A 14,721-nucleotide genomic window follows, 5' to 3' on the forward strand; every position below is an offset into this window, starting at 1 on the left:
GCCCCGAGCGGGGTCGGGGCCGGGGCCGGGGGCCTCGTCGGCCGGGCTGTTGGGGGCGCTCCGTACAACAGGTGGCCCCGGGAACGACCGGGCCCCCGCCCGGACGGTGTCCGGACGGGGGCTCGTACGTGGAGCGGGCGGGCGGGATCAGGCGAGCAGCGCCGGGATCGTCGCCTCGTGGGCCTCGCGGAGCTCGGCCAGCGGGAGGGTGAACTCGCCCTGGACCTCGATCGCGTCGCCGTCGACCACACCGATGCGGGCGGCCGGCAGACCCCGGGCACCGCACATGTCGGTGAACCGGAGCTCCTCGCTGCGCGGGACGGCCACGATGGCGCGGCCCGCGGACTCGGAGAACAGGAAGGTGAACGCGTCCAGGCCCTCGGGGACCACGATCCGCGCACCGTTGCCGCCGCGCAGGCAGGACTCGGTGAGCGCCTGGATCACGCCGCCGTCGGACAGGTCGTGCGCCGCGTCGACCATGCCGTCGCGCGAGGCGGAGATCAGGATCTCGCCGAGCAGCTTCTCGCGACCCAGGTCCACCTTCGGCGGCAGGCCGCCGAGGTGGTCGTGGACGACCTGCGACCAGGCCGAGCCGCCGAACTCCTCGGCGGTGTCGCCGAGCAGGTACAGCAGCTGACCGGCCTCCGCGAACGCCATCGGCGTGCGGCGGTTGACGTCGTCGATCACGCCGAGGACCGCCACGACCGGGGTCGGGTGGATCGCGGTCTCGCCGGTCTGGTTGTACAGCGAGACGTTGCCGCCGGTCACCGGGGTACCCAGCTCCAGGCAGCCGTCCGCGAGGCCGCGGGTGGCCTCGGCGAACTGCCACATGACGTCCGGGTCCTCGGGGGAGCCGAAGTTCAGGCAGTCGGAGATAGCGAGCGGCTTCGCACCGGTCGCGGCGACGTTGCGGTACGCCTCGGCCAGCGCCAGCTGCGCGCCCGTGTACGGGTCGAGCTTGGCGAACCGGCCGTTGCCGTCGGTGGCCATGGCCACGCCGAGGTTGGTCTCCTCGTCGATGCGGACCATGCCCGCGTCCTCGGGCTGCGAGAGCACCGTGTTGCCCTGCACGAACCGGTCGTACTGGTCGGTGATCCAGGACTTCGAGGCCTGGTTCGGGGACGACACCAGCGCCAGGACCTGCGCGCGGAGCTCCTCGGAGGTCTGCGGACGGGGCAGCTTGCCCGCGTCGTCGGCCTGGAGGGCGTCCTGCCAGGAGGGACGCGCGTACGGGCGGTGGTAGGTCGGGCCCTCGTGGGCGACGGTGCCCGGGGGCACGTCCACGATGAGCTCGCCGTGCCAGTAGATCTCCAGCTGCTCGCCCTCGGTCACCTCACCGATGACGGTGGCGATGACGTCCCACTTCTCGCAGATCTCCATGAAGCGCGCGACGTGCTGCGGCTCGACGATCGCGCACATGCGCTCCTGCGACTCGCTCATGAGGATTTCCTCGGGCGAGAGCGTCGCGTCGCGCAGCGGCACGGTGTCCAGCTCGACGCGCATGCCGCCGGAACCGGCCGAGGCCAGTTCGGACGTGGCGCAGGAGAGCCCGGCGCCGCCGAGGTCCTGGATGCCGGCGACCAGCTTCTCCTTGAAGATCTCCAGGGTGCACTCGATGAGGAGCTTCTCCTGGAAGGGGTCGCCGACCTGGACGGCGGGGCGCTTCTTCGGCTTGCCCGTGCCATCGGCACTGTCGGACGCGGCGTCGAAGGTCTCGGACGCGAGGACCGAGACGCCGCCGATGCCGTCGCCGCCCGTGCGGGCGCCGTAGAGGATGACCTTGTTGCCGGGCCCGGAGGCCTTGGCGAGGTGGATGTCCTCGTGCTTCATGACGCCGATGCAGCCGGCGTTCACGAGCGGGTTGCCCTGGTAGCAGGCGTCGAAGACGACCTCGCCGCCGATGTTGGGCAGGCCCAGGCAGTTGCCGTAGCCGCCGATGCCGGCGACGACGCCCGGCAGGACGCGCTTGGTGTCGGGGTGGTCGGCCGCGCCGAAGCGCAGCGGGTCCACGACCGCGACCGGGCGGGCGCCCATCGCGAGGATGTCGCGGACGATGCCGCCGATGCCCGTGGCCGCGCCCTGGTAGGGCTCGATGTACGAGGGGTGGTTGTGCGACTCGACCTTGAAGGTGACCGCGTAGCCCTGGCCGACGTCGACGACGCCGGCGTTCTCGCCGATGCCGACGAGCATGGCGTCGTTCTGCGGGACCTTCTCGCCGAACTGCTTCAGGTGGACCTTGCTGCTCTTGTACGAGCAGTGCTCGGACCACATGACGGAGTACATGGCGAGCTCGGCGCCCGTGGGGCGGCGGCCGAGGATCTCGCGGATGCGCGCGTACTCGTCCTCCTTGAGGCCGAGTTCCTTCCAGGGCTGCGCGGCGTCCGGGGTGCCGGTGGCGTTCTTGACGGTATCGAGGCTCATGCGCTGACCAGCTTCTTCAGGACCGACGTGAAGAACGGGAGGCCGTCGGTGCGGCCCGTCCCGATCAGCGGCTCGACCGCGTGCTCGGGGTGCGGCATGAGGCCGACGACGTTGCCCGCGGCGTTGGTGATGCCGGCGATGTCGCGCAGCGAACCGTTCGGATTGACGTCCACGTACCGGAAGGCCACGCGGCCTTCGGCCTCCAGTTCGTCGAGCGTGCGCTCGTCGGCGGTGTAGCGGCCGTCCATGTTCTTGAGCGGGACGGAGATCTCCTGGCCGACGGCGTAGTCGCCGGTCCACGCGGTCTCCGCGTTCTCCACCCGCAGCGTCTGGTCGCGGCAGATGAAGTGGAGGTGGTTGTTGCGGAGCATCGCCCCCGGCAGCAGGTGGGCCTCGGTGAGGACCTGGAAGCCGTTGCAGATGCCGAGGACGGGCATGCCGCCCCTGGCCTGCTCGATGATGGTCTCCATGACCGGCGAGAAGCGGGAGATGGCCCCGGCGCGCAGGTAGTCCCCGTAGGAGAAGCCGCCCGCGAGGACGACCGCGTCGACCTGGTGCAGGTCCTTGTCGCGGTGCCAGAGCGAGACCGGCTCGGCCCCCGCGAGGCGGATGGCGCGCAGCGAGTCACGGTCGTCGAGCGTTCCGGGGAACGTGACGACTCCGATGCGAGTGGTCACCGTCAGGCCTCGACCTTCACGGTCTCGACGCGGACGGTGAAGTCTTCGATGACGGTGTTGGCGAGGAAGGTTTCGGCCATCTTGTGGATGCGGTCGAGGGCGGCCTGGTCGACCGGTCCCTCCACCTCCAGTTCGAAGCGCTTCCCCTGGCGGACGTCGGCGATCCCCTCGAAGCCCAGACGCGGCAGTGCACGCTGCACCGCCTGGCCCTGGGGGTCGAGGATCTCCGGCTTGAGCATGACGTCGACTACGACGCGTGCCACTGGCACTCCCGTGTGGTGGTTGGTGCGAAGGCGGTTCCATCAGCGTACCCGGCCAAAATTTCTACGCGGGTAGATATCGGATGCCGCCGATCATCCCGTCGTTTCGGCTTCACCAACGCTTCGCAAAATCCACCGGAAAACCACGCACCCGCCATTGCGGCGGGACACGCGGGGAGAATTAACTGGGCTTCGCTATTCAATGAGAATCACGGTACAAAGGAATCTGCCGGGATTCCGGCGGTTTGATGCATTCCACCGAAACATCCACACACGCGACATCACCGCACGTCAACGGGTGGTGACCGCGTACGAAGGGACCGATATCCGTGGCGCAGCACGTAGTAGTCACGCTCTCCGACGACCTCGACGGCGGGGAAGCGGCGGAAACGGTCGTGTTCGCTCTGGACGGTAAGTCTTACGAGATCGACCTCAATGCGGCCAACGCAAAGAAACTGCGGAAGGGCCTGGCCCCCTTCGTGGCCGCCGGCCGTCGCCAGTCCCGTTCCGGGAAGGTGTTCCGGCACACATCGGTGGCCCCCGATCCGGCGGTCGTCCGCGCCTGGGCCCGGGCCAACCAGCACGACGTGCCGCCCCGCGGACGGATCCCCAAGCGGGTCTACGAGGCGTACAACGCAGCCCACTGAGAGCGGATTTGCCAAGCACCCCCACCGATCGGCTAATGTGTGGATCACGCCGAGGGGCCAGCCGGAAGGCCGGAACCCGAAGTCGTGCGGGTGTAGTTCAGTAGCAGAACACCCCCCTTCCAGGGGGGAGGCGCAGTGTGCGATCCCTGTCACCCGCTCTGCACGCTTTACCGGCCACGGTTGTGGATCAGGTAGAGTGATGCTCGCAGCCCACGGCACTCGTGTCGTGCAAGCATGCGGACGTAGCTCAGTTGGTAGAGCACCACCTTGCCAAGGTGGATGTCGCGCGTTCGAGTCGCGTCGTCCGCTCAGCGAATGAAGGCCCCGATCCTTGATCGGGGCCTTTGTCGTACCCCCCCTTCCGTTCCCGGTCCCGTTCCCCGTTCCGGGGGCCGTGTGGTGTGGATCACCAGCGATGACAAATGTCATCGGGAGCCGTGACAGCGCGCACTGACCGGCCCGGCCGGCCGCCGCGAGGCTGGGGACATGACCGACACAGTGATCCAGGCAGAGGGACTGCGCCGCGGCTACACCGGCGGATTCGAGGCGGTGCGGGGCGTCTCCTTCTCGGTGGCCCGCGGCGAGATCTTCGCGCTGCTCGGCACCAACGGAGCCGGCAAGACCTCCACGGTGGAACTGCTGGAGGGGCTGAGCGCGCCGACCGGCGGGCAGGTCCGCGTCTTCGGCCTGGACCCGTACGCCCGCCGGAGCGAGGTCCGGCCGCGGACCGGCGTCATGCTCCAGGAGGGCGGCTTCCCCTCGGACCTGTCCGTCGCCGAAACCGTCCGGATGTGGAGCGGGGTCACCTCCGGGGCCCGGCCGGCCGCGGAGGTGCTGGAGCTGGTCGGGATGGGCGCGCGGGCCTCCGTACGGGTCAAGCAGCTGTCCGGGGGCGAGCGGCGGAGGCTGGACCTGGCGCTGGCCCTGCTGGGGCGGCCCGAGGTGCTGTTCCTGGACGAGCCGACCACCGGCATGGACCCGGAGGGGCGCCGGGACACCTGGGCCCTCGTACGGGAACTGCGGGCGCAGGGCACCACGGTGCTGCTGACCACGCACTACCTGGAGGAGGCCGAGGCCCTCGCGGACCGGCTGGCGATCCTGCACGAGGGGGAGCTCGTGCTGACCGGCACCCCCGCCGAGGTGACGGCGACCCGGCCGTCCCGGATCCGTTTCACCCTGCCGGCCGGGGTGCCCGCCGGGCGGCTCCCGCTGGGGCTGCGGGCGGCGGCGGACGGGCCGCGGGTGGAGATCCGTACCGACCGACTCCAGGGGGCGCTCGGCGAACTGCTGCGCTGGGCGCACGACTCCGGGGTCGAACTGGGCGGGCTCGACGCCCGCTCCGCCTCCCTGGAGGAGGCCTTCCTGGACATCGCACGGAGCCGGCGCGAGGCCGGGGCGTTCTCCGCCGGCGGCGCCGGCGACGACCACGGCCACAACCACGGCCACAACCACGACGACCTGATGGCGGGGACCCGATGAGCACGCCGACCCTGAACCCCGGCCGGCTGACCGCGCTCGGCCGCTCCGAACTGACGCTGCTGGTGCGCAACCGGGCCGCCCTGAGCGTGGCCCTGCTCATGCCGGTGATGATGGTCTTCGTCCTGCGTTCGACCCTGAGCGCCGACACCGTGGGCTCGGTGGCCGTGGCCACGCTGACCGGCGGCATCGGGATGGTGCTGCTGCTCGTCGTCTACATGAACCTGGTCTCCGCCTACGTCGCCCGGCGCGAGGAGCTCGTCCTGAAGCGGCTGCGCACCGGCGAGGCCGGCGACCTGGAGATCCTCGCCGGGACCGCGCTGCCCGCCGCCGTCATCGCCCTCGCGCAGATCGGCGCCCTCGCCCTGGCCGGGGCGGCCGTGCTCGACGCGCCCGCGCCGGACCGCCCGTTGCCGCTGGTCGTGGGCGTGCTCGCCGCGCTGCCGCTGCTCGCCGGGATGGCCGCCGCCACCAGTGCCGTCACCCGCAACGTCGAGACCGCCGGAATCACGACGCTGCCGCTGTTCCTGCTGACCGCGCTCGGCTCGGGGCTGTTCGTCCCGCTGGACTCGCTGCCCGACGCGATGGCCACGGTGTGCGAACTGCTGCCGCTCAGCGGGGTGATGACCCTCGTACGAGCCGGTTGGGACGCCGGCGCGACGGGCGGGGACCTCCTGACGGCCGCGGCCGTCACGGTGGCCTGGATCATGGTGACCGTGTTTGCTGTCCAGCGGTGGTTCCGTTGGGAACCGCGCCGCTAGCGCGTACGACGGGGGACGTGGGGACGACGTGTCGAAGCTGACCGGATGGTGGAAGGACCGCAGCAGCGCGGCGAAGGTCGAGCTGTACACGCGCTGGTCGTTCCACTTCTTCATGGCGGTCGAGGCCTTCGCGGTGCTGATGGGGCTCGCGCCCCAGGGCGGCGGGACACTCACCGCCGTGTTGGCGCTGCCGCTGGCCGCGCAGGTCGCGCTGTGCGGACTGCTGTCCTCGCGCGCCCTGGACTGGGCGTTGGGCCGCCGGAACCGCCCGCTGCGGATCACGGTGGCGCTGGTGGCGCTCACCGCCGCGATCTGCGTGGCCATGATGGCCCTGCGGTCCGCCGGGCTGATCACCCACGAGAACGTCGTCCCCACCCTCGTGATCAACACGATGGCCTTCGCCTCCGGTGCGCTGACGCTGACGCTGGTCAAGGTCCGCCACATGCTGCTGCTGGCGCCCGCCGGCGGGGTCGCGGTGGCCGCCATGGGTCTGGCGACCGGGCAACCGGTGCCGGACTCCTTCGGGTTGGCCGTCGGGTACCTGATCGTCAGCCTGTTGCTGACCTTCACCTGCGGGTTCTCCCGGTGGCTGCTGAAGACCGTCTACGAACTGGACCACGCCCGGGAGCTCCAGGCCCAGCTGGCGGTCGCCGAGGAGCGGCTGCGGTTCGGCCGGGACCTGCACGACGTGATGGGCCGCAACCTTGCGGTGATCGCCCTGAAGAGCGAGCTCGCGGTGCAGTTGGCGCGGCGGGAGCGCCCGGAGGCGGTGGACCAGATGATCGAGGTGCAGCGGATCGCCCGCGAGTCCCAGCGGGAGGTCCGCGACGTCGTGCGCGGCTACCGGGAGGCGGACCTCGCGGTGGAGCTGGAGGGCGCGCGCGGGGTGCTCAGCGCGGCCGGCATGGACTGCCGCGTCGAGTTGGGGCCGCGGGGGCGGACGCTGCCGGGCGAGGTGCAGTCGGCGTTGGGCTGGGTGGTCCGCGAGGCGACGACGAACGTGCTGCGGCACGGGGACGCGCGCAGCTGCCTGATCCGGCTGACGGTTCCGGAGGGCGCGGGCCCGGTGACCCTGCTGGTGGAGAACGACGGGGCGCCCGACACCCCGGCCGGGCCGCCCGGCTCCGGCCTCGCCGGGCTGCGCGAGCGGCTCGCGGCGGTGGGCGGGACCCTGTTGGCGGGACCGGCCGGCGGCGGCCTGTTCCGACTGCGGGCCGAGGTTCCCGGCCCGGAAGCGCGACGAGTGGAGGCGCGGGCGTGAACCCCGTACGAGTACTGCTGGCGGACGACGAGCACCTGATCCGGGGCGCGCTGGCCGCGCTGCTGGGTCTGGAGGACGACCTGGTGGTCGTCGCCGAGGCGGCTTCGGGACCGGAGGCGCTGGCCATGGCGCGGGCGCACCGGCCCGACGTGGCGGTCCTGGACCTCCAGATGCCGGGGGCGGACGGTGTGAGCGTGGCCACAGCGCTGCGGTCCGAACTCCCCGACTGCAAGACCATGATCGTGACCAGTCACGGCCGGCCCGGGCACCTGAAGCGGGCCCTGGCGGCCGGGGTGCGCGCCTTCGCGCCGAAGACGGTGTCGGCGCAGCGGCTGGCCGAGCTGATCCGCACCGTGCACGGCGGAGGGCGTTACGTGGATCCGGAGTTGGCGGCCGACGCGATCAGCGCGGGGGACTCGCCGCTGACGGCCCGGGAGGCCGAGGTGCTGGAGTTCGCGGCGGACGGGGCGCCGATCGCCGAGATCGCGGAGCGGGCCTCGCTCTCGCAGGGGACCGTACGGAACTACCTGTCCTCGGCGGCGACGAAGCTGGGAGCCGAGAACCGGCACACGGCCGTGCGTCTCGCACGCGAGCGGGGTTGGGTATAGTTGTCCTCGCGCCACGGCGCACAGGCGGACATAGCTCAGTTGGTAGAGCACCACCTTGCCAAGGTGGATGTCGCGCGTTCGAGTCGCGTTGTCCGCTCAGTTGACGAAGGCCCCGATCATCGATCGGGGCTTTCCTCGTACCCCGGGGCCCTTGGCGTACTCGGGGCCTTTGGCGCTCCCCCGGGCCCGGACCCGGGGCTCCGCCCGGGTCCGGGAGCAGGGGTCAGGTCCAGGACAGGCCGGTGAGCCGCTCGTACGCCTCGACGTACTTGGCGCGGGTCCGGTCGACGACCTCCTGCGGCAGCGCGGGCGGCGGGAGTTCGCCCTTGGGGTCCCAGCCGGAGGCGGGGGACTTCAGCCAGTCGCGGACGAACTGCTTGTCGAAGGACGGCTGCGCGCGGCCCGGCTCCCACAGGTCGGCGGGCCAGAAGCGGGACGAGTCCGGGGTGAGGACCTCGTCGGCCGCGACCAGGACGCCGTCGGCGTCAAAGCCGAACTCGAACTTGGTGTCCGCGAGGAGGATGCCGCGCTCGCGGGCGATGTCGCGGGCCCGTCCGTACACGGCCAGGGTGGCCTGGCGCAGCAGCGCGGCCGTCTCGGGACCGGTGGTGCGGGCGACCTCCTCGTAGGAGACGTTCTCGTCGTGCTGGCCGACCTCGGCCTTGGCGGCCGGGGTGAAGATCGGGGCGGGCAGCTCGGAGCCGTCGACGAGGCCCTCGGGGAGGGCGAGTCCGCAGACGGTGCGGGTCTGCTCGTACTCGGCGAGGCCGGAGCCGGTGAGGTAGCCGCGGGCCACGCACTCGACCGGGACCATGTCGAGGTTCTGGCAGATCAGGGTGCGGCCGGCCCAGTCGGCGGGGGCGCCGGCGGGCAGCTCGGTGCTGATCACGTGGTTCGGGACGAGGTCCGCGAGCTGGTCGAACCACCACAGGGACAGCCGGGTCAGGACGCGGCCCTTGTCCGGGATCTCGGAAGGCAGCACCCAGTCGAAGGCGGAGATGCGGTCGCTGGCGACCATGACGAGCCGGCCGTCCTCGTCGCGGTAGAGGTCGCGGACCTTGCCGGTGTGGAGGTGGACGAGGCCGGGCACCTGGACCGGCTCGGGCTTTTCGACGAATCCGGACACGGGGTCTCCCTGTGGTTCTGTACGAGCGCCTGCCCATTCTCCCGCACCGGGCCCCGTGCCCGGCCCAGGGGGCCACCGGCGGGGTCGGTGGCGCTCTGCGGCCCGGTGTCGGTCGCGCTGTGCGGCGCGGGCTCCGTCGCGCTCGCGGCGCGGGGTCAGTCGCGCTTGCAGATCCGGTCGAGGAGGTTGGCGGTGGCGCGCTGGACGCGCTCGTCGACGTGGCCGGGGCGGTCCAGGGCCGGGGACCAGGCGAAGGTGCCGGAGGCGAAGACCAGGGCCCCGCTGGGCGCCCGGTAGAGGGAGGTCTCCTGGTGGCGCTTGGCACCCTCGGTGTCCAGGTACGGGGAGTGCGCGAGCAGGATCCGGGCCTGGTGCTCGGGGAGTTGGGTGCGCGGGAAGTACCGGTCGGCCTCGCCCGCCACGAGGCCGGCCAGCTCGTCGTTCTCAACGGCTCCGGTCGAGTCCCACAGCCAGTGCGTGGAATTGCGGACGATCAGCGGCGCCGGCTCGGGCACGCGGCCCGCGTACTGGATGCCGAGCAGTTGCTGTTCGGGGCGGTCCACCTCGCGCCAGAGGCTGGGCCGGCCCGGGCCCCGGCGCTTGCGGCAGGTCAGGAGCCGGTCGGCCACGCCGGAGGGCGAGGGGCCGAGCTCGACCTGCCAGTACATGGTGTTGGCGGACAGGAAGACGAGGGAGGTGCCGTGGTCGCGGGCCCGCTCGACGGTGCGGCGCATGGGCGCCGACCAGTACTCGTCGTGGCCGGGGAAGACCAGGCCGCGGTAGCGGGTGGGGTCGACGCGGCCGGCGTGCAGGTCGCGGGTGTCGGCGTAGGCGAGGTCGTAGCCGTAGCGCTCGGCCCAGCGGATGAAGTCGTAGGCGTGACCGACGTGCAGGGGCAGGCCGGCGCCCGCGTAGGGGCGGTCGAAGGAGACGGTGACGGCGGCGTCGCGCTCGCCGAGCAGCCGGCCCTCCTCGTCCCAGGCGTGGTAGAGGCTGGCGCCGTTGCGGCCGTCCTCGGGGTAGAGGTTGTAGGCCTGCCAGGTGATGTCGGGCAGCAGGAGCAGGAGGTCGGCGGGGTGGTCGTCGCGGACCGTGAAGGGGATGTGCGAGCGGTAGCCGTCGGCGGTGGTGAGGACGGCGACGTAGGCCCCGACCGTCCAGTACGAGGGGACCTGGAGCCGCCACGACAGCCACCAGTGGTGGCAGGAGACCGTGCGGTCCGCGGCGAGCGGGGGCGGCTGGACGATGCCGGACAGCCGCGGGCTCGTGGTGATCTTGAAGGCGCCGTCGCCGGCGTAGTGGCCGATCCGGTACACGTCGACCGAGAACTGCTGGGGCGGGTCGACGGTGATGTGGAAGTCGATGGCCTCGCCGGGGGAGACGGCTCCGGTGGAGGCGAAGCCCTTGATCTGGCGGTGCACGTCGTCGGCGGTACGGGGGCCGCCGGAGCGGGCGCGCGGGATCTGGCCGGCGGCGACGGCCGGGTCGACGTACCAGGGGACGACCTGGCCGGAGTCGTCGTAGTAGAGCTCGCTGCCCCGGAACCAGGGCAGGGGGCCCTGCCCGAAGGGGTCGTTCACCGCGTGCGCGAGCGCACCTGACTCCCAACGCCGGATCTGGTCCGCACCCATTCCGCTCCCCTCCCTCGCTCCCCCGAACGCGTCTTCCCTCGCTTCGGTGCACGACAGCTTTCGGACACCTGCCGGTACCGGTCCCAGCACATCACATTACGCACGCAGCCCGTCACCGTTCGTCGCGAATTGACGGGCTCGAAAGCAGGAGTGGAAGGGCTGCCCCCGCTTGGGTGGGTCGGATTGGGGTGGTCGGGGTGGCTTTCGGGGGGCGCCGGCGGGCGGGACGCGGCGGGCTCGGGCGCGGGGTGCGCGGGGGCCGATGGCGGTTTCTGGCCTGCGTCGGGACGTCGTCGTCGTACGGATCCGGGTGCCGGGCCGGGCCGGGCAGGGGCGTGCCGGGCAGGGGCGTGCCGGGCAGGGCGGGGCCGTGCCGGGCAGGGCGGGCCGTGCCGGGCCGGGCAGGGCCGTGCCGGGCAGGGCCCGGGGGCGGTTCGCCGGGCACGGGTCAGACCAGGCGGACCGGCTTGTCCGGGCGGACGCCGAGTTCGGCGAGCCAGTCGCGCAGGGGGCCGGGATCGCCGTCCTCCACGAGGGACAGCACCCGGGGGGCGAGGTCGGAGCGGCGTTCGCCGCCGACCAGCAGGACCGGGCCGTCCAGCCAGTCCAGGCCCGGGCCGGCGCCGGCCGAGTCCACTGCGGCGCAGCAGACCAGGGCCGTGACGTGGTCGGCGAGCAGGTCCCGGCCGCTGCGCGGCGGCTGGAGCGGGAACAGCGGCACCGTGTCGGCGCCCCGGACCTTGGCGGCGTCCGCGACGCGGCTGCCCGCGGCGTGCTCCTCGCGGGCCAGGTCGCCGCTGAGCCGGCCGGCGAGGGCCTCGGCGGCGACGCAGTCGCCGGCCGGGTCGGTCAGGTGGCCCAGGACCCGTTCGAGGGTGGGGCCGTCGAAGGCGTCGCCGGTCGGGGTCGGGGCGGGGGCGGCGGAGGCCGGCGGGGCCGCCGGTGGGGCGGTCGCGGAGGCGTACGCCTTCGGGGCGGCGGAGGCGGCCGCGGTCGCCCCGGCGGGCACGCCGACCGGGGCGGCGGGGCTCACGGGACGGGGCTCGGCGAGACGGGGCTCGGCGGGACGGGGTTCGGCGGGGTGCCGGGAGTCGGTGGGCGGCGTGCCCGTGGGCGGGCCCGCGGGGACGGACAGGGAGTCCAACGCGGTGTGCAGTCGGGCCGCCTCCGTACGCCACTTGCGGTCCACGACCTCCTCCGGGTACGCCGTCCAGTCCACCGGCGACCAGTCCGGGCCGGTCTCGGCGGGGCCGCCGTGGAAGAGCCGGGCGGCCAACAGCGAGGTGGCCTCGTCGATCGCGCCGGGCTGTTCCAGCAGGTCGCAGGCGGGCCGGTCGCCGAGGCGCGAGGTGAAGCCGTCGGCCAGCCGGTCCCGGCGGGACAGTTCGGTCAGGGCCGAGACCACCCCGGCGTCGAGGTGCGCCGGCCAGCGACCCATCCGCCAGGCGGGCAGGGCGACGCGGGTCAGCAGCCGGTCCCAGCCCGCGTAGGCGAGGCCGACCTGTTCCTGGGCGATGATGCGCAGCCCGTAGTCCACACCGTGGGCGCGGTCGGAGGCGGCCGCGGCCACGCCGCGTTCCATCTCGGCGGCGTCCGTGCGGCACAGCCGCAGCAGCAGCCGGGCGGGAGGCGCGATCCAGCCGAGGCCGCGACGCCCGCCCACGTCCACCGCGGCGTCGAGCCCGCGGACGAAGCCGCGCGCGTCGGCTATGTCCGGGTGCGCGGAGGGGCCCGTACCGGCGACGACCGGGGCGAGGACGGCGCGCAGTTCGGCGACGCGCATCCACCACAGGAACGGGGAGCCGATCACCAGCACGGGAGCGGCGCCCGGCGCGGATTCGGGTCCGGCAGCCGGGGCGGCGCGGCGGTGGGCCGGGTGCGTACGGTCCTCCAGCCAGCTGTCGCAGTCCGGGGTGAGGGCTATGGCCGAGGGCGCCGGCACGTCCATCCGGTCGGCCAGATCGCGCACGAGCCGGTAGAGGTCGGGCGCGGCGGCCTCGGAGAGGGGCACCGTCGGTGTCACGGCGGGGCCGGCGCGCAGCACCACCGCGGCGAAGATCCCGCCCACGAGCAGCACCAGCACGGCGACCGCGCAGACGACCAGGGTCACAGCGGGCCAGGGATCCCCGACCAGCCGGCCCGTCATCCGGGCGCTCACCAGGACCACCGCGAGGGCGGCGGGCAGCAGCACGGCGGCCAGCGCCCTGCTGCGGACCCGCAGCACGGCGAGGGCCCGTGAACGCGCGGAGGGCGCGCCCACTTCTGCGATCGAACCTGTTCCGGACACGCCGGACCTCACCCCCTCTGCCCTACGGCGGCGTAGCTCACTCCCCCACTGTGACACCCGCCACCGACATCGCAATGCCGGTGGGCCATGTGCCGGAATGCTTGCGCCGCACCCTAGTTGGGGCGGGGGCGGCCGTCAGGCAGTCCGAGTGACGATCACCCGATGGAATGGCTTTGGGTAAAGGTGGGTGCGTTCGAACGCGGCCGGATGCAGTCGCACGCGGACATGCGCGCGGGCCCGGAGCGCACCGTTCGCGCCCCGGGCCCGCCTTGTCGCTGTCGTGCCGGTCAGCGGCCTTCGGCCGCCTTGGCCGCAATGTCCGTACGGTGCTGCGATCCGTCGAGCCGGATGCGCGCGACGGCCTTATACGCCTTCTCGCGGGCCTGCGCCAGATCGGTTCCGGTCGCCGTCACGGAGAGCACGCGACCGCCCGCGCTGAGGACCGCGTCGCCCTCGCTCCGGGTGCCGGCGTGCAGCACGTAGGCGTCGGGGCCGTCCTGCTCCGCGACCTCGGCCAGGCCCTCGATGGGGTCGCCGGTGCGCGGGGTCTCCGGGTAGTTGTGCGAGGCGATGACGACCGTGACGGCCGCCTCGTCGCTCCAGGCGAGCGGGGATCCGGCGTCCAGGGTGCCGTTGGCGGCGTTGAGCAGGACGCCCGCCAGCGGGGTGCGCAGCCGGGCGAGGACCACCTGGGTCTCGGGGTCGCCGAAGCGGGCGTTGAACTCGATGACCCGGGTGCCGCGGCCGGTGAGGGCCAGGCCCGCGTAGAGCAGTCCGGAGAAGGGGGTGCCGCGACGGCGCAGTTCGTCGACGGTGGGCTGGAGCACCAGCTCCATCACCTCGTCGACGAGCTTCGGGTCGGCCCACGGGAGCGGCGAGTAGGCACCCATGCCGCCGGTGTTGGGGCCCTCGTCGCCGTCGAGCGCGCGCTTGAAGTCCTGCGCGGGCTGGAGCGGCAGCACGGTGACGCCGTCGGTGATGGCGAAGAGGGACACCTCGGGGCCGTCGAGGAACTCCTCGATGACGACGCGGTCGCAGGCCAGCGCATGGGCGCGGGCGGTGGCCAGGTCGTCGGTGACGACGACGCCCTTGCCGGCGGCGAGGCCGTCGTCCTTGACCACGTACGGGGGGCCGAAGGCGTCGAGGGCCTCGTCCACCTCGTCCGGGGTGGCGCAGACGTGGCTGCGCGCGGTCGGGACCCCGGCGGCGGCCATGACGTCCTTGGCGAAGGCCTTGGACCCCTCCAGCCGGGCGGCCGCGGCGGACGGGCCGAAGACGGGGATGCCGGCCGCGCGGACGGCGTCGCCGACGCCGGCGACCAGCGGGGCCTCCGGGCCGACGACGACCAGGTCGGCGCCGAGTTCGCCGGCGAGCCGGGCGACGGCGTCGCCGTCGAGGGCGTCGACCGGGCGCAGCTCCGCCACCTCGGCGATGCCGGCGTTGCCGGGAGCGCAGTACAGCGCGTTGACGTCGGGGTCGAGGGACAGAGAGCGGCACAGGGCGTGTTCGCGGGCGCCGCCGCCGATGACGAGGACCTTCACGCCGCCCAGGGTAGCCCGGACGGCG

General features: G+C 73.1%; 12 protein-coding genes and 3 tRNA genes. 8 read left to right on the plus strand and 7 right to left on the minus strand.

Features of this window, described 5'->3' with window-relative positions:
- Nucleotides 1-147: 147 nt before the first annotated feature.
- The 3 genes from purL to purS are packed head-to-tail and all read right to left on the minus strand — an operon-like array spanning nt 148 to nt 3,361.
- Nucleotides 148-2,421: a phosphoribosylformylglycinamidine synthase subunit PurL gene (purL, locus tag AB0D46_RS00250; RefSeq protein ID WP_362874986.1), complete on the minus strand. Its 2,274-nt coding sequence runs from the start codon at nt 2,419-2,421 to the stop codon at nt 148-150.
- Entirely contained in the window at nt 2,418-3,098 is a 681-nt protein-coding gene (gene purQ / locus AB0D46_RS00255) for a phosphoribosylformylglycinamidine synthase subunit PurQ (protein ID WP_362874987.1), read from the minus strand. The genes purL and purQ overlap by 4 nt, the downstream gene beginning before the upstream one ends.
- Nucleotides 3,099-3,100: 2 nt before the next feature.
- Nucleotides 3,101-3,361, minus strand: a complete 261-nt coding sequence (gene purS, locus AB0D46_RS00260; protein WP_362874988.1) for a phosphoribosylformylglycinamidine synthase subunit PurS — start codon at nt 3,359-3,361, stop codon at nt 3,101-3,103.
- Between the two features lie 326 nt (nt 3,362-3,687).
- Between purS and AB0D46_RS00265 the strand changes: the two genes are divergently transcribed.
- The 8 genes from AB0D46_RS00265 (at nt 3,688) to AB0D46_RS00300 (ending at nt 8,208) form a co-directional block, all read left to right on the plus strand.
- Complete coding sequence (locus AB0D46_RS00265; protein ID WP_362874989.1) at nt 3,688-4,005, plus strand: Lsr2 family protein; 318 nt, start codon at nt 3,688-3,690, stop codon at nt 4,003-4,005.
- Nucleotides 4,006-4,091: 86 nt separating this feature from the next.
- Nucleotides 4,092-4,163: transfer RNA gene (locus AB0D46_RS00270), tRNA-Gly, on the plus strand.
- 78 nt (nt 4,164-4,241) lie between these two features.
- Nucleotides 4,242-4,314, plus strand: a tRNA-Gly gene (locus AB0D46_RS00275).
- A gap of 177 nt (nt 4,315-4,491) precedes the next feature.
- Nucleotides 4,492-5,484 (plus strand): ABC transporter ATP-binding protein, encoded by a 993-nt coding sequence (locus AB0D46_RS00280; protein ID WP_362874990.1) that lies wholly within the window; start codon nt 4,492-4,494, stop codon nt 5,482-5,484.
- Nucleotides 5,481-6,242 carry an ABC transporter permease gene (locus tag AB0D46_RS00285; protein ID WP_362874991.1) on the plus strand — a complete coding sequence of 254 codons (762 nt, stop codon included), beginning with the start codon at nt 5,481-5,483 and terminating at the stop codon, nt 6,240-6,242. Before AB0D46_RS00280 ends, AB0D46_RS00285 begins: the two co-directional genes overlap by 4 nt.
- Nucleotides 6,243-6,270: 28 nt before the next feature.
- Nucleotides 6,271-7,503, plus strand: coding sequence for a histidine kinase (locus AB0D46_RS00290; protein WP_362874992.1), 1,233 nt, complete (start codon nt 6,271-6,273; stop codon nt 7,501-7,503).
- Nucleotides 7,500-8,111, plus strand: coding sequence for a response regulator transcription factor (locus AB0D46_RS00295; protein WP_281208694.1), 612 nt, complete (start codon nt 7,500-7,502; stop codon nt 8,109-8,111). The genes AB0D46_RS00290 and AB0D46_RS00295 overlap by 4 nt, the downstream gene beginning before the upstream one ends.
- Nucleotides 8,112-8,135: 24 nt before the next feature.
- Nucleotides 8,136-8,208 (plus strand) — tRNA-Gly (locus AB0D46_RS00300).
- A gap of 126 nt (nt 8,209-8,334) precedes the next feature.
- Here the strand turns inward: AB0D46_RS00300 and AB0D46_RS00305 are convergent.
- The 4 genes from AB0D46_RS00305 to purD form a co-directional block, all read right to left on the minus strand.
- Nucleotides 8,335-9,237 carry a phosphoribosylaminoimidazolesuccinocarboxamide synthase gene (locus AB0D46_RS00305; RefSeq protein ID WP_362874993.1) on the minus strand — a complete coding sequence of 301 codons (903 nt, stop codon included), beginning with the start codon at nt 9,235-9,237 and terminating at the stop codon, nt 8,335-8,337.
- Nucleotides 9,238-9,392: 155 nt separating this feature from the next.
- A complete protein-coding gene (locus AB0D46_RS00310; protein WP_362874994.1) occupies nt 9,393-10,868 on the minus strand; it encodes a N,N-dimethylformamidase beta subunit family domain-containing protein in 1,476 nt (491 codons plus the stop codon).
- A gap of 448 nt (nt 10,869-11,316) precedes the next feature.
- A complete protein-coding gene (locus tag AB0D46_RS00315) occupies nt 11,317-13,155 on the minus strand; it encodes a hypothetical protein (protein ID WP_362874995.1) in 1,839 nt (612 codons plus the stop codon).
- A 287-nt stretch (nt 13,156-13,442) separates the two neighbouring features.
- Nucleotides 13,443-14,696: a phosphoribosylamine--glycine ligase gene (gene purD / locus AB0D46_RS00320; RefSeq protein WP_362874996.1), complete on the minus strand. Its 1,254-nt coding sequence runs from the start codon at nt 14,694-14,696 to the stop codon at nt 13,443-13,445.
- Nucleotides 14,697-14,721: the final 25 nt, after the last annotated feature.

This window comes from Streptomyces sp. NPDC048383 (assembly GCF_040651775.1).
GTDB lineage: Bacteria > Actinomycetota > Actinomycetes > Streptomycetales > Streptomycetaceae > Streptomyces.